This is a genomic window from Kerstersia similis (assembly GCF_965139615.1).
GTDB classification, from domain to species: domain Bacteria; phylum Pseudomonadota; class Gammaproteobacteria; order Burkholderiales; family Burkholderiaceae_B; genus Kerstersia; species Kerstersia similis.
The window spans coordinates 1-22,029 of the sequence record NZ_CBCSIQ010000028.1; the positions used below are offsets into that span (position 1 = coordinate 1).

A 22,029-nucleotide genomic window follows, 5' to 3' on the forward strand; every position below is an offset into this window, starting at 1 on the left:
GCACCTCCAGCGGGGCGCCGCGCTCGCGCCAATCCGGCAACAACTCGCTCAACGCGCGCGGATCCATGATGGCGCCCGACAAAGTATGCGCGCCCAACTCCGCGCCCTTCTCCAGCACACAAACGCCCAACTCGCTGCCAGCCTGGGCCGACAGCTGCTTCAGGCGAATCGCCGCCGCCAGGCCAGCCGGCCCGCCGCCGACAATAACGACGTCATATTCCATGGATTCGCGTTGCACCACTTCTACTCCCCTACTGTTTCATTGCCGGCCACAGGCCGGACTGCCACACCCGCTCAGCGCGGTGCCATACGCAAAGCACCATCCAGGCGTATCACCTCGCCATTGAGATGATCGTTCTCGACAAAATGGCAGGCCAGCCCCGCAAACTCCTCAGGCTTGCCCAAACGCTGCGGGAACGGAATGGAAGCGGCCAACGTCTGCTGCACCTCTTCAGGCAACTCATTCATCAAAGGCGTCTTGAACAACCCCGGGGCAATCGTGGCCACCCGGATACCATAACGCGCCAAATCGCGCGCCATCGGCAACGTCATGCTGACCAGCCCGCCCTTCGAAGCACTGTAGGCCTGCTGGCCAATCTGGCCATCGAACGCCGCCACTGACGCCGTAAACAGCAACACCCCCCGCGAGCCATCCTCCAGCGGCGGCAAAGCCGCGCAAGCGGCGGCAAACAAACGGCTCACGTTATAGGCACCGATCAGATTGATCTGCACCACCCGGGAGAAATCCTCCAAGGGCGCCGCGCTGCCATCACGCTGCACAATCCGCTTGGCCGTCCCGATCCCGGCAACATTCATCAGAATACGTGCGGCGCCATGCGCCTGGGCCGCAGCCGCCAACGCCTGCTCCACGCTGGCCGTATCAGTGATATCGCAAGCCAGGCCCAGGCCTCCGATCTCTGCCGCCACACGTGCGGCGGCCTCGCCATTGCGATCCAGAATCGCCACCTTGGCGCCGCGCCGCGCCAGCTCTCTCGCCGTCGCCTCACCCAGACCGGAAGCACCGCCGGTCACCAATGCTGCTACACCTTGAATATCCATGATCTCTCAGTCCTTTTTCTTGGCAGAGGGGTAAAAAATCCCAGGCGCCGTTCCCTCGTGCAACGCCTCTACCAGCGCAGCCCGGTGCCGCAGCACGGCGCGCTGATTGATCGAACCCTTGTCCGTAATCTCGCCCACCGCAGATTGCGGCGGCTCTTCCAGCAGCACCATGCGCGCAACCCGATTGGCGCTGCCGGTCGCGCCCGCAGCCAAGGTATCGAGAATGCCCTGGAAGGCAGCGCGTACGGCAGGATGCGCATTCACTTCCGCCTGTGGCGTCTCTGCATCAGCCCCCGCCAGCTCTCGGGCGGCTGGCGAAACAAACACCATGGCACCGACATCCTTCTGGTTCAAACCGGTCAAAACTACATCCGCCAGATACGGACTACCTGCCGCCACGATACGCGTACGCAACGGCCCGACACTCACGAACGTACCGGTGGACAACTTGAAATCCTCGGAAATCCGGCCATCGAAACGCAGGCCGCGCGCCGGCGCTGCCGGATCGACCCAGGCCACGGCATCGCCCGTGCAAAGAAAGCCTTCCTCGTCAAACGCCTTACGGGTAGCCTCCGCATCACGCCAATAGCCCGGCGTAATATTCGGCCCCCGATAACGCACCTCCAGCTTGTCGCCATTGGGCACCAGCTTGATCGTCAAACCTGGCGCCGGTACGCCCAGATCCCCCGCTCGCACATCCGGGTGGTTCACGAACAGCGCAAACGGACTGGATTCGGTCATGCCCAGCCCCGTCCCCATCACAATGCGTTCGCCCAATTCCTGCTCCTGGCACGCATGCAAAGCATCCCAGATCGGTTGGGCCAATCCGGCCGCCGCGTAATAGAACAGCTTGACCCGCGACAGCAAATTGCGCCGCAAGGCATCATCCGTGCGCATTGCGGCAGCAATGGCCTCAAAACCCGTGGGCACATCGAAATATACCGTCGGGGCAATTTCACGCAGATTGCGCAGCGTTTCCTTGATCAGGGCCGGCGTCGGGCGCCCGTCGTTGATATACAGGGAGCCGCCGTTGTAGAGCGCAATACCGAAATTGTGATTGCCGCCAAACGTATGGCTCCAGGGCAGCCAATCCACCAGCGTCAGATCCGGATCCTGCACCAGCGGAATGGACTGCGCCAGCTGCTGCTGATTGGAACACCACATGCCATGCGTATTGATCACCGCAGCAGGCAACTTGGTCGAACCAGAGGTAAACAGGAACTTGGCGATATGTTCAGGCGTGACCGCAGCCGCCGCCGCATCCACCGCCGGCCCGGCCGGCGTTACCAGCACATCGCGCCATAAGGCCTGGCGGCCTGCCCGACGCTGCCAGCCATCATCACGCTCAAGCCAGACCTCGCAGTCCTCGGCCACTTCGGCATCAATGGCCCGGCCATACTGCGCACCATCCACCGCCAGGACCAACCCCGGCGTCAACGTTTCCAGCACCCGACGCAACTTGGTGTAATCCGTCGCCAACGTCGAGTACGCTGCCGACACCGTGCAATACGGAATACCGACATACAGGCATGCCAGGGCCAGCACGGCATGCTCCAGGCTGTTCTCACCCAGAATCACGACGGGGCGTTCTGCATCCAGACCGCGATCCAGCAAGGCCTGACCGATACGGCGAGCCTGCGCCAGCGCTTCGGCGTAGCTCAGGTGCACCCATTCCCCCAGGCTGCCATCGGCCAGCCGCTCACGCCGGGCAAACAAGGTGTGCCCTGGACGCCGCTCGGCCCAATAAGCCAGACGGCTGCCCATGCTGGTGGCGGCAGGCTGCAACTCAGCCTCGGCACGCAAATAGCAAACGCCATTCTCCCGGCGTTCCACGGACACTGCATCAACGCCATAACGCATGGCACGATAACGCGGTGCGGCCTGCGCCGCATTCTTCACTTCAGAAGTCACTTTATGTCTCCTCGATCCCTCTGAAAACCCATCTTTCGGACGCGATGTCGGTGAACCGGATCTCTTCACGCCCGGACGACTACATTACGAACCGGAACGCACCTTGGCTGCCCGTCCTTCCAGGAATTCCGCCACGCGCACCTTGGCTTCCGGCGCGGATTGCGCAATGGCTGACACCAGCGACTCCATCAACAGACCGTTGTCTGCCGGCGCTTCAGCAATCCGCGGCAACACATGCATCAACGCGTAATTCGTCATGGGCGCATTGCCCGCAATACGCTGCGCCAGTTCACGCGCCTTGGCCAGTGACTCGCCCGCCGGCACGAGATATTGTGCAAAGCCGACCCGCTCCCCTTCCTCGGCGCCGTAAACACGGCCGGTCAACATCATGTCGGCCATGCGTGCCGCGCCAATCAGGCGCGGCACCCGAACAGAACCGCCGCCACCCACAAAAATGCCGCGCGCGCCTTCTGGCAGCGCGTAAAAAGTCGTCGCATCAGCCACGCGGATATGCGTGGCACAAGCCAGTTCCAGCCCTCCGCCAACCACTGCCCCCTGCAGCGCCGACACCACGGGAATACGACCGAACTGCACGGACTCCAGGGCCCGATGCCACATGCGGGAATGATGCATGCCCTGCTCGGCGTCGCGCTCGCTCAGCTCGCTGAGATCCAGGCCGGCGCAAAAATGCTCGCCCTTGCCATGCAGCACGGCAGCTTTGACTTCCAGCGGCAGCGATTCAAAGACATCGCGCAACGCCAGAATCAAACCGTCATTGAGCGCATTGCGCTTTTCCAGGCGATTCAGGCCAATCAGCGCAACGGCGCCATCAATCTCCACCGTCAGATTGGAATACTGCTCGAAATTCTTCATTGAGGTACGCCTTCTTGCTGTTTATTTGATTATAGTTTATAAATAATTTGGTCTGTAAACAAGCATTCTGACTAGTGAAAACCCTTATAAAAATGTGTTTTTACACAGAAAGAAAACAAAGAATAGTTCCCTAATAGAACCAAAAGCCAAAACGGAGACTACCGTATGCGCGCCCATATTCCTTATGGCATCTACTGGTCCACGCCTTTCGCCAAATGGCAAGGCAGCCTCTCTACGCTGAACCCGCTCCCCTTGGTCGCCCAGGTAGCCAAGAACACCCTGACAGACCGGAATGTGGATCTGTCCCAGATAGACCTGGCCATTCTTGGCACCACCAACCCCTACCCCGGCAGTTTCTACGGCTTGCCTTATGTCACTGGCATGATGGGCATAGACCGCGTGGCAGGCCCATCGGTGCAGCAGGCCTGCGCCACCAGCGTGCGTGCGCTGCTGATGGCCAGCCAGGAAATCGCCATGGGCAGCGCCAGCTGCGCACTGCTCCTGATGGCAGACAAGCAGTCCAATGGCCCGTTGCTCTATTACCCCGACCCCAGCGGCCTTGGCGGCTATGGCACGCCGGAACGCTGGGTACCAGACAACATGGCGCGCGACCCCTATGCCGGTAAGCCCATGTTGGAAACCGGCGAGAACGTCGCGCAGCGCTATGGCATCGACACGGCCGAACAACACGCTCTCAAGCTGCACCGCTACCAGCAATACCTGGAAGCGCTGGCCAACGACCGCGCGTTCCAGAAGCGCTATATGGTCGATGCGCCCCTGACGCCACCCAAAGGACGCAAAGACCTTGGCGTCCTGCAGGCCGACGAAGGCATTTTCCCCACCACAGCCGAAGGCCTGGCCAAGCTCAAGCCCGTCCGCGAAGGCGGCACCATCACCTTCGGCGGCCAGACCCACCCTGCCGATGGCAATGCGGGTGCCATCGTCACCACGCGGGAACGCGCCCGCGAGCTTTCCACTCGCCCGGAAATCGCCATTGAAATCCTCGGATTCGGCATGGCGCGAGTGGAACCCGCGCATATGCCCATGGCGCCGTCCCCCGCCACCTTCCGCGCCCTGCAGGCCAGCGGCCTCACGATTGCCGATATCCACGCCATCAAGACGCACAACCCCTTCGCCGTCAACGATATCGCCCTGGCGCGCGATACCGGCTTCCCCTGGGAAAAGATGAACAACTACGGCAGCCCGATCATCTGGGGCCACCCTCAGGCACCCACGGCCTTGCGCGCCATTCTCGAACTGATCGAGGAACTCGTCCTGCGCGGCGGCGGCACCGGGTTGTTCACCGGCTGCGCGGCAGGCGATACCGGCCTGGCTACCGTCATCCGCGTCAGCGACAGCAGCCGCTGATCCCGGCCACGCATACCTACAGGCGAAGCCGGGCTGACAAGTCAGCGCCACGTCCACCCCCGGCGACATCCACGAATCGAAAGGTCATCAGCATGAAAATCATCACAGCCAAGGACGCGGGCGCATTGATCCGCGACAACGCCACTCTGTTCCTGGGCGGCCTGGCCATGTCCAGCCTGCCTGAAGAAGTTCTGCAGGGCCTGGAGCAACAATTCCTCGAAACCGGCCATCCGCGCCAGCTCACCACCTGGGCCTGCGGCGCGGTCGGCAACAGCGGCAACGGCGGCATGAAGCACTTCGCCCATGAGGGCATGATCCGCCGCACCATTGCTGGCCACTTCGGCCAGACCGGTGCCGAAATGATGAAAATGGTCTATGACGGCAAGGTAGAGGCTTACAACTTCCCACAGGGTTCACTGTCGCAGCTCACGCGCCACATCGCCAGCCGCTCCCCCGGCCTGTTGACCAAAGTCGGCCTGGGCACCTTCGTCGATCCGCGCCAGGAAGGCGGCAAGCTCAACAGCACCTGCAGCGAAGACCTGGTGCGCCTGGTCGAATTCCAGGGCGAGGAGTGGCTTTACTACCCATGCCCCAAGATCGACGTCGCCATCATCCGCGCAACGCTGGCCGACGAGGCCGGCAACCTGACGCTGGACAAGGAAGGCGTGCTGCTCGAACAGCTGGCCATCGCTCAGGCGGCGCGTGCCAGCGGCGGGATCGTGATCGCCCAGGTCGAACGCATCGTCCAGGCCAATAGCCTGCACCCGAAGCGGGTCAAGATCCCCGGCATCATGGTGGATTATGTCGTGGTCGCGCAACCCGAGAACCATCTGCAGACCATCACCACGCAGTTCAACCCCGCGTTGTGCGGCGATGTCCGCATTCCGCTGGGCAGCCTGCCACCGATGCCGCTGGATGAGCGCAAGGTCATCGCCCGCCGCGCCGCGCTGGAACTGACGCCCGGCGCCATTACCAACCTGGGCATAGGCATTCCCGCCGGCATCCCTGCCGTGGCCGCCGAAGAAGGCATCGCCGATTTGCTGACGCTCAGCGTCGAAAGCGGCGTTACCGGCGGCATTCCGGCGCAAGGCGGCGATTTCGCGTTGGCCTACAACGCCCAGGCCATCATCGAACAAACCTCGCAGTTCGATTTCTACGATGGCGGCGGCCTGGACGCCAGCTTCCTGGGCCTGGCTCAAGTCGATGCCCAAGGCAACGTCAACGTCAGCAAATTCAATGGCCGTCCGGTCGGCTGCGGCGGTTTCATCAACATCACGCGATCCACCCGCAAGCTAGTGTTCTGCGGCACGTTCACCGCTGGCGGCCTGAAGATCACTGTCGCCGATGGCGCCTTGCGCATCGACCAGGAAGGCCGTAGCAGCAAGTTCGTGGAACAGGTCGAACAAATCACCTTCAACGGCCATGACGCGGCGCAACGCCAGCAGGATGTGCTGTTCATCACCGAACGCGCCGTGTTCCAGCTTGGCCTGGAAGGCCTGGAACTGATCGAAGTCGCCCCCGGCGTGGATATCGAACGCGACATTCTGGCGCATATGTCCTTCCGGCCCATCGTTCGCTCCCCACGCCTCATGGACGCGGCCATCTTCCAGGCAGAGTGGGGCGGCCTCAAAGCTGCGATCCTTGCCAAGACTCACTAAAAATAATTAACGATAGTATCTATATACAGAAACGAAAACCCCTATAAAAACATCAATATTTGGGGTTTCCCCTATGCTAGAGCATCGCATTTTTAATTATTATTAATAACTAAATGCCAGATAATCAGGAGACAACATGAACTGCCCCAGCACCGCTCTGAAACTCGCCACCACGCTTGCCATTGCCGCCGCCTTTCCGGCTCAGGCCGACATCAACATCGGCGCCATCCTGCCGCTGACAGGCGCTACGTCAGCGCTGGGCATCCCCAGCAATAACGGGTTCAAGCTCTGGCCTGCGGAAATCGCCGGCGAGAAAATCAACATCATCGTCCTGGACGATGCCACCGACCCCACGACCGCCACCCGCAATGCGCGCCGTCTGGTCACCGAAGAAAAAGTGGACATGCTGGTTGGTTCGGTCGCCACGCCATCGGCACTGGCCATCGTCGATGTGGCCATGGAAACCCAGACGCCGCAGCTGGCCCTGTCCCCGGTACCCGTCCCGCCCGGCCGTGACGCCTGGACCTTCCGCCTGGCGCACTCCTCCACCGTGATGGCCAATGCCGCCCTGGCCCACATGGCCAAGCAAGGCGTGAAAACCCTGGGCTTTCTGGGCTACACCGACGCCTATGGCGAAACCTGGCTCAAGGACATGCAGGAACTGGCCGAAAAATACGGCATCAAGCTGGTTTCCACCGAGCGCTTCCAGCGCACGGATACCAGCGTGACTGGCCAGACCCTCAAACTGCTGGCCGCCAAACCGGACGCCATTCTGGTCGTGGCTTCGGGCTCCGGCGCCGCCATGCCGCATCGTGCGCTGGTCGAGCGCGGCTACAAGGGCAAGATCTACCAAACCCACGCTGCCGCCTCGCGCGACCTGATCCGCGTCGGTGGCAAGGCCGTCGAAGGTGCCTACGTCCTGTCCGGACCGGCCGTGATCGCCGAACAGCTGCCTGCCAGCAACCCCTCCAAGACCGCGGCCACCGACTTTGTCCAGAACTACGAACAAGCCTTCGGCGCAGGTACCCGCAATCAGTTCAGCGCGCATACCTATGACATTCTGCTGTTGCTGCAACAGGCCGTTCCCGAAGCCCTGAAGCACGCGCAGCCGGGTACGCCTGAATTCCGGGCCGCCCTGCGCGACGCCCTGGAAAACTTGCCTGCCATTCCGGTTTCTCAAGGGGTCATCGACTTCACTGACAGCGACCACTGGGGCTTCACCCCTGAAAGCCCGGTCATCATGAAAGTGGTGGACGGCGACTGGGTGCTCGAAGCCGACTGAGTTTCCGCCGTTTCTTCTTCAAGGCCCCGTCAGCGCGACGCCGGCGGGCCTGTTCATCCCTATCGCCGATATCGCTCATGGACTTTTCCATCGCCAGTATCCTGCTTGTGGACGGCCTGACCAATGGCGCGATTTATGCCCTGCTGGGCATGACGACCGTGCTGGTTTTTGCTGTCACCCGAGTCATCTATCTTCCTCAGGGTGAATACGTCGCCTTCGGTGCCCTGACGCTGGGCATGCTGCAGCTCGGCCAGGTGCCCGGCACCGTCTGGTTCCTGCTGCTGATGGCGGCTTGTGCCGCCGTCCTCGACCTGGTGGCCGACCTGCGCCAGCGTCAGTCCGCTGTGCAGATCCTGAGCCGCCTGCTGCGCACGCTGGCCTTCCCGGTCGCGATCTCTGCGCTGACCATCTGGATCGCACCGCGCCAGCCCTCGCTGCTGACCCAGATGCTGCTGACACTGGCGCTGGTCACGCCCTTTGGCTCCCTGATCTACCGCCTGGCCTACCAAAGCCTGGCCAATGCCAGCGTGCTGGTACTGCTGATCGTTTCGGTGGGCGTGCACTTCGCGCTGACCGGCCTGGGCCTGTATTTCTTCGGCGCCGAAGGCTTCCGCACCCCGGCACTCTGGGATGAACAGATGAGCCTGGGCAGCCTGCTGCTGTCTGGTCAAACCATCATCATCTTCCTCATCACCGTCGCCCTGATCGTGCTGCTGTGGCTGTTTTTCGAACACACGCTGCGTGGCAAGGCGCTGCGCGCCACTGCCGTCAATCAGCTGGGCGCGCGCCTGATGGGCATCTCGACCGAATCCGCAGGCAAGCAATCCTTTACCGTCGCCGCCTTTATCGGCGCCCTGTCCGGCCTGCTGATCGGGCCGACCACGACGATCTTCTATGACAGCGGTTTTCTGATCGGCCTGAAGGGTTTTATCAGCGCCGTCTTTGCCGGGCTGTCGAGCTATCCCATGGCCCTGCTGGGCGCCATGCTGGTCGGCATCATCGAAGCTTTCAGTTCCTTCTGGGCCAGCGCCTTCAAGGAAGCCATCGTCTTCACTTTCATCCTGCCCGTGCTGCTGTGGCGCTCCCTGCGCGATCCGCATACCGAGGAAGACTGATCATGAGTACAGATACCTCCCTCAACTCCCTGATTCCACGCAGCGCCCCCAAGCGCAACTGGGCGCTCATCATTTTCGTCCTGCTGATCGCCCTGCTGCCCCAGCTGCCGCTACCCGCGTTCTGGATTACCCAGCTGAACTACATCGGCCTGTATGCCCTTCCGGCAATGGGCCTGGTGCTGCTAACCGGCATTGGCGGCTTCACCTCTTTCGGCCAGGCGGCCTTTGTGGGCATCGGCGCCTACACCACGGCCTATCTGTCCACCCAGCTGGGCCTGTCCCCCTGGTTCAACCTGATCGTGGGCCTGCTGCTGACCGCCGCCTGCGCCCTGATTCTGGGCTGGATCACGCTGCGCATGAGCGGCCACTACCTGCCGCTGGCGACCATCGCCTGGTGCCTGGCCCTGAACTACGTCATGGCCAATATGGAGTGGCTGGGCAAATTCGACGGCATCGCCGGCGTCCCTGCCATTCCGCTGCTGGGCCTGGACATGACGCAGGACCGCAATATCTATTACCTGATCTGGGGCTTTGCGCTCCTGGGTGCAGGCGCGCTGGTCAACCTGCTGGACTCCCGTACCGGCCGCGCCATCCGCGCCCTCAAGGGCGGCGTTACCATGGCCGAGGCCATGGGGATCTCGACCTTCCGCTACAAGGTACAGATCTTCCTGATCGCTGCTCTGTTCGCCGCCGTCTCCGGCTGGCTGTTCGCGCACTTCCAGCGCTCGGTCAACCCCTCGCCCTTCGGCATCAAGTTCGGCATCGAATATCTGTTCATGGCCGTCGCCGGTGGCGTGGGCAGCATCTGGGGCGCCTTTACCGGCGCTGCGGTGGTCAAGCTGGTCGAAGATCAACTGCAGGTACTGTTGCCCAAGCTGATCGGCGCGACTGGCAGTTTCGAGATCGTGGTGTTCGGCATCATGCTGATCCTGATCCTGAAATACATGCCGCAAGGGCTGTTCCCTACCTTCATCAACCGCCTGCCGCGCCGGCAACGCGTCCGCGACTGGGGCAACGCCGCCCCCTTGCCGCGCCGCCCGCAGCCTGAAGCCGGTTCGATGCTGCTGGAAGTCGATGCCATCCGCAAACAGTTTGGCGGCCTGGTCGCCGTCAATGATGTGAGCTTCAGCATCCGTGCGGGCGAAATCATCGGCCTGATCGGGCCCAACGGCGCTGGCAAATCCACGACGTTCAACCTGGTCTCCGGCGTGCTGCGCAAGACCTCCGGCACCGTACGTTTCCGGGGCGAGGATGTCTCGCGCCTGGGGTCACGCGACATCGCCCGGCGCGGCATGTCGCGCACCTTCCAGCACGTGAAGATGATGCCGGATATGACCGTGCTGGAAAACGTCGCACTCGGCGGCTATCTGCGCAGCCGTTCGGGCGCCCTGGGCGCCATGCTGAAACTCAACCGCGAAGAAGAACGCCAGCTGTTCGCCGAAGCGGAACGCCAGTTGCAGCGTATCGGCATGGCCGACCAGATGCATGAACTGGCAGGCAACCTGGCGCTCGGCCCGCAACGCCTCATGGAAATCGCCCGTGCCCTGTGCACCGACCCGGCCCTGCTGCTGCTCGACGAACCGGCTGCCGGCCTGCGTCACAAGGAAAAGCAGGCGCTGGCCCATGTCCTGCGTCAGCTCAAGTCCGAAGGCATGAGCCTGCTTCTGGTAGAACACGATATGGACTTCGTCATGAACTTGACGGATCGCATTGTCGTCATGGAGTTCGGAACCCGACTGATCGAAGGCACGCCCGCCGAAGTACAGGCCAGCCCGGCCGTACGCGCCGCCTACCTGGGAACGGAGCACTGAAATGAGCCAAACGCCGCTTCTTGAAATTCGTGGCCTGACGGCCGGCTATGGCCGTGCCGAAGTGCTGCATCAACTGGATTTCCATGTGCCCGCAGGCAGCGTGGTTACCATCATCGGCCCCAACGGCGCAGGTAAATCCACGTTGCTCAATGCCTTGATGGGCGTGCTGCCCGCGCAAGGCAGCATTCGCTACCAAGGCAAGGAAATCATCAACAGCCGGCTGGAAGCCCGCGTGCAGCAAGGGCTGGCGCTGGTGCCAGAAACCCGGGCGCTCTTCAGCACCATGAGCGTTCGCGACAATCTGCTGCTGGGCGGCTACCGGCTGCGCGGCTCGCTGCTGCATCCGCGTGCGGCCACACAAGGGCTGGAACAGGTCTTCGAACTGTTTCCGCGCCTGCGTGAACGCCAAAGCCAGCTCTCCGGCACCTTGTCCGGAGGGGAGCGCCAGATGCTGGCCATCGGTCGCGCCCTGATGGGCGAACCGCAACTGTTGATGCTCGACGAACCCAGCCTTGGCCTGGCGCCGCTGATCGTCAAGGAAATTTTCCGCATCATCGAACAATTGCGCGCCACCGGCGTCAGCATCCTGCTGGTTGAGCAGAATGCCCGTGCTGCGCTGGAAATCGCCGACTACGGCTATGTTCTGGAAACCGGCGATGTGGCGCTGCACGGCCCGGCCACCGACCTGGCCGATGACCCGCGAGTGGCCGAGACCTACCTGGGCACGGCCCACCATTAGGCTCAGGCTCAGGCGCATCCGGTTCCGGCGGAGGCTGGAGCCCGCTCTGCCATACGCCAGGCCCCCATCCGCACTTGCCGTGCGGGGGCCATGGTCCGAATATTTCTGTTTCGCGCCGGCCCATCCGGCGAACTGGAAGGAAGCATCACATGTGGGAATATGATCCGCCCCTGCGCGATATGCGCTTTGTCATCGACAACGTGCTCCAGGCACCTGCATCGTGGGCATCCATGCCTGCCTTCGCAGACCTGGACGCCGACACGGCAGCCCAGGTCTTGCAGGAAGCCGGCCGTTTTGCCAAGGAAGTGCTGCTGCCCATCAACAGCCCGGCAGACCTGCAAGGTTGCCGCTGGCAGGATGGCGCGGTCAGTACGCCTGACGGCTACCGTGACGCCTATCACGCATTTTGCGAAGGCGGCTGGCCCGCGCTGGCCTGCGACCCGGCCTGGGACGGCCAGGGGCTGCCGCAACTGCTCAATGCGGCTTTCTATGAAATGCTGGCAGGCTGCAACCATGCCTGGGCCATGTATCCCGGCCTGGCGCATGGCGCCTATGAATGCCTGAAAGCGCACGCCACGCCTGAACTGCAGGAAACCTACCTGCGCAAGATCGTCAGCGGCGAATACCTGGCCACCATGGGCCTGACGGAATCCCATGCGGGCAGCGATCTGGGGCTGCTGCGCACACGGGCCCAAGCGGTCGGCGAAATGGGGCCTGGCGCAGAAGTCCGCATCAGCGGCAACAAGATTTTCATTTCCGGTGGCGAGCAGGACCTGACCAAGAACATCGTCCACCTGGTGCTGGCCCGCCTGCCCGACGCGCCGGCAGGCAGCCGTGGCCTGAGCCTGTTTCTGGTGCCCCACATCCTGCCTGACGGCACCCGTAATGCCGTACGCTGCGATGGCATCGAAAAAAAGATGGGCATCAAGGGCAGCGCAACCTGCGTTCTGTCCCTGGAAGCGGCAACCGGCTGGCTGATCGGCGAACCCAATCGCGGCCTGAATGCCATGTTCGTCATGATGAATGCCGCCCGCCTGCAAGTCGGCATGCAAGGCCTGGGCCACCTGGAACTGTCGAGCCAGAATGCATTGCGCTACGCCCAGGAACGCCAGCAGTCGCGTGCGCGCCTGCGCCCTGAAGGGACGCCTGCCGGCGCTGCCGACCCGATCGCCCTGCATCCTGCGATGCGCCGCACGCTGCTGTCGCTCAAAGCCATGACCGAAGGGCTGCGCGTCCTGTCCTACTGGACCGGTGTGCAGCTGGACGAATCGGAACAGCATCCTGATGAGGCCCGACGCCGACACGCAGGCGCCCGGGTGGCCTTGCTCACCCCTATCGTCAAAGCCTATCTGACCCACCACGGCCACTATGGCGCCAACGCCGCGTTGCAGATCTGGGGCGGGCACGGCTACGTTCATGAATATGGCATTGAGCAAAGCGTGCGTGATAGCCGCATCGCCATGATTTACGAGGGCACGAACGAAATTCAGGCCATCGACCTGTTGCAACGCAAGGCCTTGACGCCTGAAGGCGTACCATCCGCAGCGCTGCTGGATCTGCTCGCCGAGCTGCGGGCCGATGCCGACGCCGCAGCCGCACTGCCATCGCTGGCAGCGCATGCCGCCAACCTGCACCAATCCATCCAGGCCTTCGAAGACAGCACCCGCGCGCTGGCCGCAGGGGCTGCGCAAGACCCGGAATGGCCGCTGCGCGTCGCCGATGACTATCTGCATGCCGCCGGCCTGCTGCTGATGGGATGGGCCTGGCTGCGCAGCGCGCGCACCGTGCTGGCGCTGTCGGCCACGGAACAGGCCGACCCCTGGTATGCCGCCAAGCTGGACACCTGCCGCTATGGCCTGGAGTGGCTGCTGCCGGAACTGGCGCTGCGCCTGCGCCTGGTTGGCGCACAGCAGGCCGCGCTGCCCTGGCTCCCTGCTCTTTGACGCGGGCGCGCCGGGCTCTATTATGATTATGGCCATGGATACCCTCACTCACGATGCCGCTGAAGATCTGGAAGCCCTGGATCTCAGCTGCTTGCAGCATGTTCTTGGCCACCAGCTAGCGCTGGCAGATGTCCCGACGCGCAAAACGTTCTTCAAGCACATCGGCAAGCCGTTGGATTTGCGACCTGCCGAGTTTTCCATGCTTTTGCTGATCGCGCACAACCGCAATGTGACGCAAAAACAATTGAGCCTGGCGCTTGCCATCCCTGCCCCCAATGTCACGACCATGCTGGATCGCCTGACCCAGCGCGGCCTCTTGACCCGGGAGCCGAACGCCACCGACCGCCGCTCGGTGCATATCGTCCTGACAACGGACGGCGAAGCGCTGGCCCGCCAGAGCCACGACATTTCACTGAAAATGGAACGCCATCTGCTACGCCATCTCAGTACGGCGGAACGCGCCATGCTGCGCGAACTGCTGCATAAAGTGGCCCAGCACGCCTAAGCACCGCCGGGCGGCCGAACCAGCGCCCTTCCGGCCGCACCGAATTGCTCATTCGCTGAGCAAAAAACAATTTTCTTTCTCCCTGCTCTCCGATAAAATCGGCGTCCGTCGATTTTTTCCCTCTCCGGAGACTGCGATCGCATACCTTGCCCCAGTTCACGCGTTCCCTGCGGTAGCCGCGCATCGTGCCCATCATCCCCGATAGGCTGTTGCATGATCTGGAACATCAAGGCTGGACAGTGTCTGACGACATCATTCCAGCGGAACTGGCACATCGTCTGCTGGCAGAGGGCATGCACCGCTGGGAAACCGGCCATTTCCACGCCGCCCGCATCGGCCGCTCCCTGACGCAACAGCGCAACACGGATATCCGCGGTGACACGATCTGCTGGCTGGACGATACCGACCCGCATCCCGCCTGCACCGATTTCAGGGCCTGGTTCCACGAACTGCAAGTCGTGTTGAACCGCTATTTCTTCCTGGGTCTCAAACGCCTGGAATGCCACTACGCCCGCTATGGATCGGGCGCCGGCTATGCCCGGCACATAGATCAGCACCGTGACACCAGCTATCGGAAAATTTCCATGGTGCTGTATCTGAACGAAACCTGGCAGCCAGGTGATGGCGGCGAACTGTGCATTTACGACCCTGGCACCCCTGAACGTGAAGTTGCGCGCGTAGCGCCTTTGATGGGCAGGCTGGCACTCTTCCGTGCCGATACCATTCCCCATGCCGTACTTCCCTGCCAGCGCACACGCTGGTCACTCACAGGCTGGTTCCGTACCGACGAAGACACGCTTTGAGCGTCCAGGCGCCGCTGGCAACAAGCGGAGACACGGCTGTTTTCAGCGCCAGGGTTTGAAAACTTGCCGAAACAATATATTTTCTGGCAAAATCCCACCCTTTCCGGCGGTTCACCGGTACTGATGGTGAGATCAGATACCGATTGATGGTCCGCCAGAAAGTTTGCCGGTGAAAATTTTTTCACGAAATCGAAAAAAAACTTTGACAGGCAAAAAAAACGTCGTATAATTCAATTCTTCGCTCGACACACAACGAAACACATCGAAGTCAGTCGAACAAGAGCATGGGTTGTTAGCTCAGTTGGTAGAGCAGCGGACTCTTAATCCGTAGGTCGTAGGTTCGAACCCTACACAACCCACCAGATTCTGAACGGCCTGTAGAAATACAGGCCGTTTCACTTTCCGGCGCCGGCGATTCCCCAACATCCCGCGCCCATGCGGCTACCCCGTCCCAACCAGGGCTAGACGCAGATTTCGAAGATTCCCGCAGGTTTCATCCCTGGCGTCACGCTGCGACAGTACAGTCCCGGCTTGCGCCCGATAGCCGAAACCGCCGGGCTCTCCCTCCATTGTTCCACGCCACCCGGTTTTGCCCATCGGCGCCTGTGGCCGTCTTTTATTCATTACAGGCATGGCCCATGGCTCAAACCAGCACTGCGGAACCTTCCGCAGGCAACAGCTCGTGCCCCTGCCCATAACAACAACAAGGAAAACCATTATGTTGAAGAATATTTATCCGGATCAATTGATCCCCAACGCCAATACCGGCAGCAGCAATGCCCGCGACATCAAGATCGGCGATCGCGTGACCCTGGTGCTCGCCGGCAGCCAACGCCCCATCGTCAGCACCGTGGAAATGGTGGTCGATCTGTTTGGCAGCCCGACCTTCACCAGCCGTGCCACGGCGCCCAAGCGCATGCGCTTTCGTTTCCGCCCCCAGGACATTCATCACCTCGAATCGTCCCACGCCGCGAGCTGAATGCGCGCCGGTCGGCTCACGCCAGGCTTGGGCCGACCGAAAAATGCCGGTATGCTGCCCCCTTTGCCGCGCTGCCGGAACCGCTGCGCCGGCTGTCATGCCGACAGCCGGATGAAACGCCGCCCCGATGGCCTGGCAGCATTCGGAGCCGCACCCCATGAACGCTACCCCCTCCTCTCCAGAGACTTCGCCCCCGCCGTCCGCGGCACTGCTGGATCTCTCACAAGCGCCTGATGCCCTGGCAGCGGTACGCAAACTGCATGCGTCAACGCAGGACGGCAAAGCGGTCGTCTATCACTGGTCAGGCCATGCCTGGGCCCGGCGCGAAGGCGAGCCCGACCGTCTGCTGTTTCGCGTGGAAGGCATGAATATCCGTCAGGCCGGCACGCTGCACGACCCTGTGCGCGGCACCGGTTTCCGGCTGGTATCACGCGAACTCATGCTTTATCTGGATCCATATAGCGGAATGCCGCTGCAAACCTGGCACAACCCCTGGACCGCTCAGGAAGTTGAAGTCATGCATGTCGCCAACGATCCGGTCAACCAACGTCCGTTCTTCGAACGCGACCCGCAGGGCCGCCCCTTCGCGGCCCCATTCCGGGTGCAGGGTGAGCGGGTTTTCGCTCCTGCCGAAATTCCGCTGTTCTATCCCAATCCGCTGGCCGGCGACTATCAGGATCACGTCGGCAATCACTATCATGCGATGGAAATTTTCGATTTCATCGCCGATCGCCAGACCTTGCTGAACCGCCACACCGATACAGCAGGTGCAGCATTGGCCTGGGTACGCATCGCTCCCTGGCTGCCATTCATGCGTATGGGCAGCCGTCCCGGCCTGATGGTATTCAATGCCATGGGCCAGGCGGTCGATGGCATTGCCGCCCTCCCTCCAGTGCTGCAGGCCGCCATCCGCGACACCTATCCGCAATACGATGCGCCACCACCGCTGGACGACGCACGCCCGAACGCCACCAGCTGGACTGTCGCACGCCAGGCCATCGACCAGGCGCGCCGCGCCTGATCCAGCCAGCCGTCAGGCCAAGGGATCGGCCTGGCGGCTTTCCTTCACCAACAGCAGTCCGCCCAGCATGAAGCAAAGGGCCCCCAGCCACAGATGGGCATTGGCCAGCGTGACCATCCACGCTGCCTCCTGATGCGGCGGGACATAGGCCAGCAGCGCGGCCGTCATAAAGAATATGCAGCCCAGGAGATTGATGAATGCAATCTGCCAGGCCAGCTCGCGCGGACGCCAGCTCCAATAGGCATGGCTGGTTTCCAGCATCGCCAGATAGCCGGACACCAGGAACAGCAGCGACCCTATCATGTCAGGCGCCCATACCAGGGTATCCTGCAGAGACCAGTTATCCGGCGTAACGATGCCGTTATAGGTATTGATATTGAAGGCCAGCGTGCCAAGAAATTGCGTCAGCGTGCTCAGCCAGCCCGCGCTGCGCGGATGCCAGCCAATTAACTGGATACGCGGCAAATCTGCCTGCGCGGCCGGATCCGGACCCGGCAATGCAGGCGCATTGGCAGACTGGAAATGCTGCATATAGGCTGCCATCGTAAAAGGCACGGAGCCCAGAAAAAACACGATGTTGACCTGCCGTACCGAACATCCCAGGCTACCTGGAATCAAGGACAGCATTGCCCCGACAAGAAACAGGAAAGCGCCCAGGGCGAACAGCGCACCCACGCTGCGGTTGTAGCCAGCCGTACGCCACACAGGCAGCAGCGCGTGCTCTTGCGCCCGAGCCGTGCGCATCAAGCCCTTGCGATTCTGCCGCGCATTCCAGACAATCAGGCGGCCATGCTGGACAAAACGGCGCAAGGTAACGAACGGGCCTGCGCCGAAACTGGCCATGCCGTGTATATCCTGGCGATCGGGCAGCAAACTCATGCGCATTCCCCGTGCCGGCAGCATCGGCCATTCATCAAACTGCTAATCCCATCTCTCACTCCAGCTCCATTGCATCCATTACCGCGCCACCGATTGCGACCGGCATTATCGACGAGAATCCCTGCCGCCGAAAACTGCTGATCGCTAAAAAATCCACGCCGTGGCCAGTGAAGCGGAGCGCCGTGCCGCGCATGGTCATATTTCAGGCGCATAATCCTCCTCCAGATTTCTGCCGCCCGGTTTTCCACCCTATCGCCATCATGCAGTTCTCTCTCCTGCGCGTCGCTGCACACCACCTGGCAAGCTGCGCCGCCTGCTTTGTCCTAGGCGCCACCAGCCATGCGGCTGCGCCGCCCGCCCCCGCCTCATCCGCCATTTCGCCTCCTGCTGCGGCAGACCCCTGGCCTGCCCGCGATGCCATGCCGTGCCATGGCATACGGGATCTCGCTGTCGTCGCCCATATGGATGACGATCTGCTATTCATGAACCCCGATCTGCAAAGCGTGGTTCAGGCAGGCGGCTGCCTGGCCGTGCTGTACCTTACCGCCAGCGAGAGAGATGAAGGCGTCCCCTACATGCTGGAGCGCGAGCGCGCGGTTCGCGCTGCCCATGCCCACATGGCGGGCCTGCCGGACCAATGGCAGGAAGACCGGATCAACGTGGCCGGCCACACGCTGGCACGCTACCGGCTGCAGGGCCGGCCTGGCCTTCAATTGCTGCATATGCGCCTGCAAGACCCCTGGCTGGGCCATGGATGGGGCAGCCTGACGCCACTGAGCCAGGCGGAGTCCATCGAGGGGCAAAGCGTGGACACCCTGGGAGACTTTCAGGAACGGTATGACCGCGCAGCACTGGTCTATACCCTGGCAGCGCTGATCCACGCGTATCAACCGACAACCATCCGGCACCTCGATGACACCAGCGCCATTCCCTATACCTCCCTGTGCTGGCGTTGCGCCGGTCATGGCCACCCGGATCATATCGCCAGCGCCCGGCTGACACGCGATGCCATCAAGCAATTGCCCGGCCATTACACGGCGATTGGCTATGTCGATTACCCCACCCAGGACAGGGCAGCCAATCTGAGCGCCACCGCCACGGCCGCCAAAACGGACACCTTCCTGCGCTATGCCTGGCTGGACCGGCGCTACTGCGCCCAAGGCCAGACCTGCCACCAACCTTATGGCCCTACCGCAGCCTGGGTCGCGCGCAGCTACTATCAGACCCGCCACGACATGCCCGCCGCCCTGGCGGCCGACAGCCGCGGCAGCCTGATACTTGCCACCACCAGCGAATGGAGCAACGCCGCAACCACCTGGAGCGCCTCGCCCGGCGGCTGGCAGGCACTGGACAGCCACAGCGCGGAAGCGCCGCAATCCTTTGCCTGGCCAGACGGTGCTGCCGGCCTGTTGCTGCGCGACGCCATGGGTATCGTCCACAGTACGCGCCAAGACCCTGCCAGCGGCACCTGGCAAGCCTGGCAGGCCTTGGACGGCATGCGCATCATGCGGCCTCCCGTACTGTCCCCCCAGGGCAGCCATGCCATTGCCCTGGGCAACGACGGGCAGCTGTACTGGAGCCGCGCCATCCCCGCTGCGCCCGCCGCCCGGCACACAGACGCTGCCTGGCGCTGGCAGAATTGGCAAGCGCTGCCGCCGTTGAGCGGCGCCAGCGCCGATCTTGCCCTGTTGCAGGCAGACAGCGGTGAGCTGCAGGCCTTCGCGCTTGCCCGGAATGGCGTGTTATATACCTCGCAACAGGCATTCCCGGCGCTGACCTGGACACCCTGGCAAAAGTTGGCGGCACCGCTCAGCAGTGGCGGCCTGGCCGTCCTGGCGCATGAAGGTGAACAGGAGCTGTACTTGCGCGGCCAGGACGGCCAGCTATACCACATCAGCCGCGCCAGCCCGGAAGCCAGCTGGCAGGCGCCAGAAGCCCTGGCGCTGCGCTACGTCGGGCAACCTGCCATTGGCCTGGATGACGATGGCGATGTGGTCATTGCCGCCCTGGAGCAACCTGGCGGCGCTGTCTGGGTACTCGAAGAAGACGCTGCCCCCTTGCGGCTGATTCCCCATGCCGGCTCCCTGCCCACGCTGGGCATCGTGGCCGGCACGCTACACCTGGCCGCCCGACAGGCAGGGACCGTGCAAGCCTATGAGTTGTGGCGCCGTGATCCGCGTAGCGATACCTGGATACGGGAAACCACGGCAGCGCTGCCGGCAGCGGCGCAAACATCGCCAGATGCGCCCGGCGCCATACCGTCCATCGCAACCACGCCGGCTGTTTCCCTCCGCTCGGCTTCCCCCTGAACCGGGCTGACCGGCCGGGCCGTCAAGGATAGTCACAAGCGGCCCGCAAATCGGCACCCCTGCTCCAAAGCGCGTTAAGCTTGCTGGCGGGGCCGCGCTGACGCAGCGCGCCCGCACAGAGGCACTCAAGCCGTAGCGCATACGCCGCCTCGCCCCGCCTCGCCATTACTCGACACCATAGGAACTCACCATGCGCCTGGGCCGCTCCCGAGCCAGCCAGAACGTTGAAGACCGCCGCCGCAGCGGCCCGCGTGTCGGTCGCGGCAGCCTGGGCGTAGGCACGATTGTTCTGGCCTTGGTCGCCATGTATTTTGGCATCGACCCCAGCGTCGTCCTGCAAATGGCCGATGGCGGCGGCCCCGCCACCAGCCAGCCGGCACGCACCGGCACACCCGATGATGCACAGGGGCAATTTGTTGCGCGCGTGCTGGGCGATACGGAAGATACCTGGCGCGGCATTTTCAACGCGCAAACCAATGGCCGTTACCAGGATGCCGTCCTGGTGCTGTATCGGGGCGCCACACCGACCGCCTGCGGAACCGGACAAGCCGCCATGGGGCCGTTCTACTGCCCACTTGATACCCGCGTCTATCTCGACTTGGCATTCTTCGACGAAATGGAACACAAGCTGGGTGCACCCGGCGAGTTTGCGCGTGCCTATGTCATGGCCCATGAAATCGGCCACCATGTCCAGAACCAGCTTGGAACGCTGAAACGCGTGCAGGACACGCAGCAGCGCGTCTCCCGCACCGAGGCCAATCGCCTTTCCGTCCAGCTGGAGTTGCAGGCCGACTGCTATGCGGGCGTCTGGGCTCACCATGCCGAAGCCGAACGCAATATCCTGGAGGCGGGCGATATCGAGAGCGGATTGGGCGCCGCCAGCGCCGTCGGTGACGACACCCTGCAACGCCGCCATGGCGGCAGCGTCGTACCGGACTCCTTTACTCACGGCACTTCGGCCCAGCGCATGGAATGGTTCCAGCGCGGATATGACAGCGGCCGACTGCGCGATTGCGACACCTTCGGCAATCTACGCTGACCCTGAAACGCCATCCTTGCCGTTCAGACGCCCTCGCGCTCGCCATAGGCCACTCTGGCGGCCCGGATCTGATCGTGATGACCGTCAGCCCAATTCACCAGCGCCCGCATGGGTTGCAGAAATGAGTGCCCCAGCGCCGTCAAGGCATACTCGACCCTGGGCGGCACCTCCGCATAAACGGTACGGCCCACCAATCCATCCTGCTCCAGACGCTTGAGCGTGCGCGACAGCATCTGCCGTGAAATGCCCGACACTTCCCGGCCCAGTTCATTGAAGCGCATCACCGGCTCGCGTCCCAGCGCCTCCAGTATCAGCAGGCTCCATTGATCCCCGATGCGATCCAGCACATCGCGGATCGGACAGGGCTGCCAGGCCGGCAATGCCAGCGCACCTGAAACCTTGCCTGGCGCACGCCCGCCGCCGCTTGCCGTCTCGCCACTCTGCCATTCTCCAGTCATATCCTTACCTATTGTGTCCCGGTTGCCTGCGCTTGCCGCAGATGGAAAGTATAGGGCGACAGACGCCAGACACTGCGCCCGCCACCTCAATCTACCTGCACCGTCGCAGGCTTGCCGCAACGATGGTCAGCGTGCCGTGACCTGATCATGCGCTGATGACTTCTTGCGCAAGGTGGCGAAAGCACCTAGTATTTCCCCATTGGTCTATTAATTAGACTATAGACCACAAAGTCATACCAATATAGGAACCAGGCATGAAACTCGCATCCCTCCTGCC

At 62.6% G+C, this 22,029-nt stretch carries 19 protein-coding genes, 1 tRNA gene and 1 pseudogene; 15 read left to right on the plus strand and 6 right to left on the minus strand.

Annotation, left to right across the window (positions count from 1 at the left end; genetic code table 11):
* From ACNA1V_RS14720 to ACNA1V_RS14735, 4 genes are all read right to left on the minus strand, one after another.
* Positions 1 to 223 (minus strand): FAD-dependent oxidoreductase (locus ACNA1V_RS14720; protein WP_415834402.1); only part of this gene is annotated, 223 nt, incomplete at its 3' end.
* Between the two features lie 71 nt (positions 224 to 294).
* Complete coding sequence (locus ACNA1V_RS14725; protein ID WP_415834359.1) at positions 295 to 1,059, minus strand: SDR family NAD(P)-dependent oxidoreductase; 765 nt, start codon at positions 1,057 to 1,059, stop codon at positions 295 to 297.
* Positions 1,060 to 1,065: 6 nt separating this feature from the next.
* On the minus strand, positions 1,066 to 2,919 hold the full coding sequence (locus ACNA1V_RS14730; protein ID WP_415834403.1) for a feruloyl-CoA synthase: 1,854 nt from the start codon (positions 2,917 to 2,919) through the stop codon (positions 1,066 to 1,068).
* A gap of 135 nt (positions 2,920 to 3,054) precedes the next feature.
* On the minus strand, positions 3,055 to 3,843 hold the full coding sequence (locus ACNA1V_RS14735; RefSeq protein WP_415834360.1) for a crotonase/enoyl-CoA hydratase family protein: 789 nt from the start codon (positions 3,841 to 3,843) through the stop codon (positions 3,055 to 3,057).
* A 165-nt stretch (positions 3,844 to 4,008) separates the two neighbouring features.
* On the opposite strand from ACNA1V_RS14735, the pseudogene ACNA1V_RS14740 reads away from it, so the two are divergent.
* The 13 genes and pseudogenes from ACNA1V_RS14740 to ACNA1V_RS14800 all read left to right on the plus strand — a co-directional run.
* Positions 4,009 to 4,737 (plus strand): annotated as a pseudogene (locus tag ACNA1V_RS14740) (thiolase family protein); the annotation flags it as partial.
* A 105-nt stretch (positions 4,738 to 4,842) separates the two neighbouring features.
* Positions 4,843 to 5,211 carry a hypothetical protein gene (locus tag ACNA1V_RS14745; protein ID WP_415834404.1) on the plus strand — a complete coding sequence of 123 codons (369 nt, stop codon included), beginning with the start codon at positions 4,843 to 4,845 and terminating at the stop codon, positions 5,209 to 5,211.
* Positions 5,212 to 5,303: 92 nt separating this feature from the next.
* On the plus strand, positions 5,304 to 6,869 hold the full coding sequence (locus ACNA1V_RS14750) for an acyl CoA:acetate/3-ketoacid CoA transferase (protein WP_415834361.1): 1,566 nt from the start codon (positions 5,304 to 5,306) through the stop codon (positions 6,867 to 6,869).
* 136 nt (positions 6,870 to 7,005) lie between these two features.
* Positions 7,006 to 8,151, plus strand: coding sequence for an ABC transporter substrate-binding protein (locus tag ACNA1V_RS14755; protein WP_415834362.1), 1,146 nt, complete (start codon positions 7,006 to 7,008; stop codon positions 8,149 to 8,151).
* Positions 8,152 to 8,228: 77 nt separating this feature from the next.
* Entirely contained in the window at positions 8,229 to 9,266 is a 1,038-nt protein-coding gene (locus tag ACNA1V_RS14760; protein ID WP_415834363.1) for a branched-chain amino acid ABC transporter permease, read from the plus strand.
* A gap of 2 nt (positions 9,267 to 9,268) precedes the next feature.
* A complete protein-coding gene (locus ACNA1V_RS14765; protein WP_415834364.1) occupies positions 9,269 to 11,077 on the plus strand; it encodes a branched-chain amino acid ABC transporter ATP-binding protein/permease in 1,809 nt (602 codons plus the stop codon).
* A 1-nt stretch (position 11,078) separates the two neighbouring features.
* The gene (locus tag ACNA1V_RS14770) at positions 11,079 to 11,816 is read left to right on the plus strand and encodes an ABC transporter ATP-binding protein (protein WP_415834365.1); all 738 of its coding nucleotides are present in this window, start codon (positions 11,079 to 11,081) and stop codon (positions 11,814 to 11,816) included.
* A gap of 149 nt (positions 11,817 to 11,965) precedes the next feature.
* On the plus strand, positions 11,966 to 13,759 hold the full coding sequence (locus ACNA1V_RS14775; protein WP_415834366.1) for an acyl-CoA dehydrogenase family protein: 1,794 nt from the start codon (positions 11,966 to 11,968) through the stop codon (positions 13,757 to 13,759).
* 34 nt (positions 13,760 to 13,793) lie between these two features.
* Positions 13,794 to 14,264 (plus strand): MarR family winged helix-turn-helix transcriptional regulator, encoded by a 471-nt coding sequence (locus tag ACNA1V_RS14780; RefSeq protein ID WP_415834367.1) that lies wholly within the window; start codon positions 13,794 to 13,796, stop codon positions 14,262 to 14,264.
* A gap of 185 nt (positions 14,265 to 14,449) precedes the next feature.
* Positions 14,450 to 15,067, plus strand: coding sequence for a 2OG-Fe(II) oxygenase (locus tag ACNA1V_RS14785; RefSeq protein WP_415834368.1), 618 nt, complete (start codon positions 14,450 to 14,452; stop codon positions 15,065 to 15,067).
* Between the two features lie 286 nt (positions 15,068 to 15,353).
* Positions 15,354 to 15,429: transfer RNA gene (locus ACNA1V_RS14790), tRNA-Lys, on the plus strand.
* 356 nt (positions 15,430 to 15,785) lie between these two features.
* Positions 15,786 to 16,046: a hypothetical protein gene (locus tag ACNA1V_RS14795; protein ID WP_415834369.1), complete on the plus strand. Its 261-nt coding sequence runs from the start codon at positions 15,786 to 15,788 to the stop codon at positions 16,044 to 16,046.
* A 157-nt stretch (positions 16,047 to 16,203) separates the two neighbouring features.
* A complete protein-coding gene (locus ACNA1V_RS14800) occupies positions 16,204 to 17,067 on the plus strand; it encodes a DUF1838 family protein (protein ID WP_415834370.1) in 864 nt (287 codons plus the stop codon).
* Between the two features lie 12 nt (positions 17,068 to 17,079).
* Here the strand turns inward: ACNA1V_RS14800 and ACNA1V_RS14805 are convergent, their stop codons facing one another.
* A complete protein-coding gene (locus tag ACNA1V_RS14805) occupies positions 17,080 to 17,946 on the minus strand; it encodes a hypothetical protein (RefSeq protein ID WP_415834371.1) in 867 nt (288 codons plus the stop codon).
* Between the two features lie 260 nt (positions 17,947 to 18,206).
* Between ACNA1V_RS14805 and ACNA1V_RS14810 the strand changes: the two genes are divergently transcribed.
* On the plus strand, positions 18,207 to 20,255 hold the full coding sequence (locus ACNA1V_RS14810; RefSeq protein WP_415834372.1) for a PIG-L family deacetylase: 2,049 nt from the start codon (positions 18,207 to 18,209) through the stop codon (positions 20,253 to 20,255).
* Between the two features lie 190 nt (positions 20,256 to 20,445).
* Positions 20,446 to 21,294 (plus strand): KPN_02809 family neutral zinc metallopeptidase, encoded by an 849-nt coding sequence (gene ypfJ / locus ACNA1V_RS14815; RefSeq protein ID WP_415834373.1) that lies wholly within the window; start codon positions 20,446 to 20,448, stop codon positions 21,292 to 21,294.
* Positions 21,295 to 21,317: 23 nt separating this feature from the next.
* On the opposite strand, the gene ACNA1V_RS14820 is transcribed toward ypfJ, so the two are convergent.
* Positions 21,318 to 21,752, minus strand: coding sequence for a winged helix-turn-helix transcriptional regulator (locus tag ACNA1V_RS14820; RefSeq protein ID WP_415834374.1), 435 nt, complete (start codon positions 21,750 to 21,752; stop codon positions 21,318 to 21,320).
* Between the last annotated feature and the right edge of the window lie 277 nt (positions 21,753 to 22,029).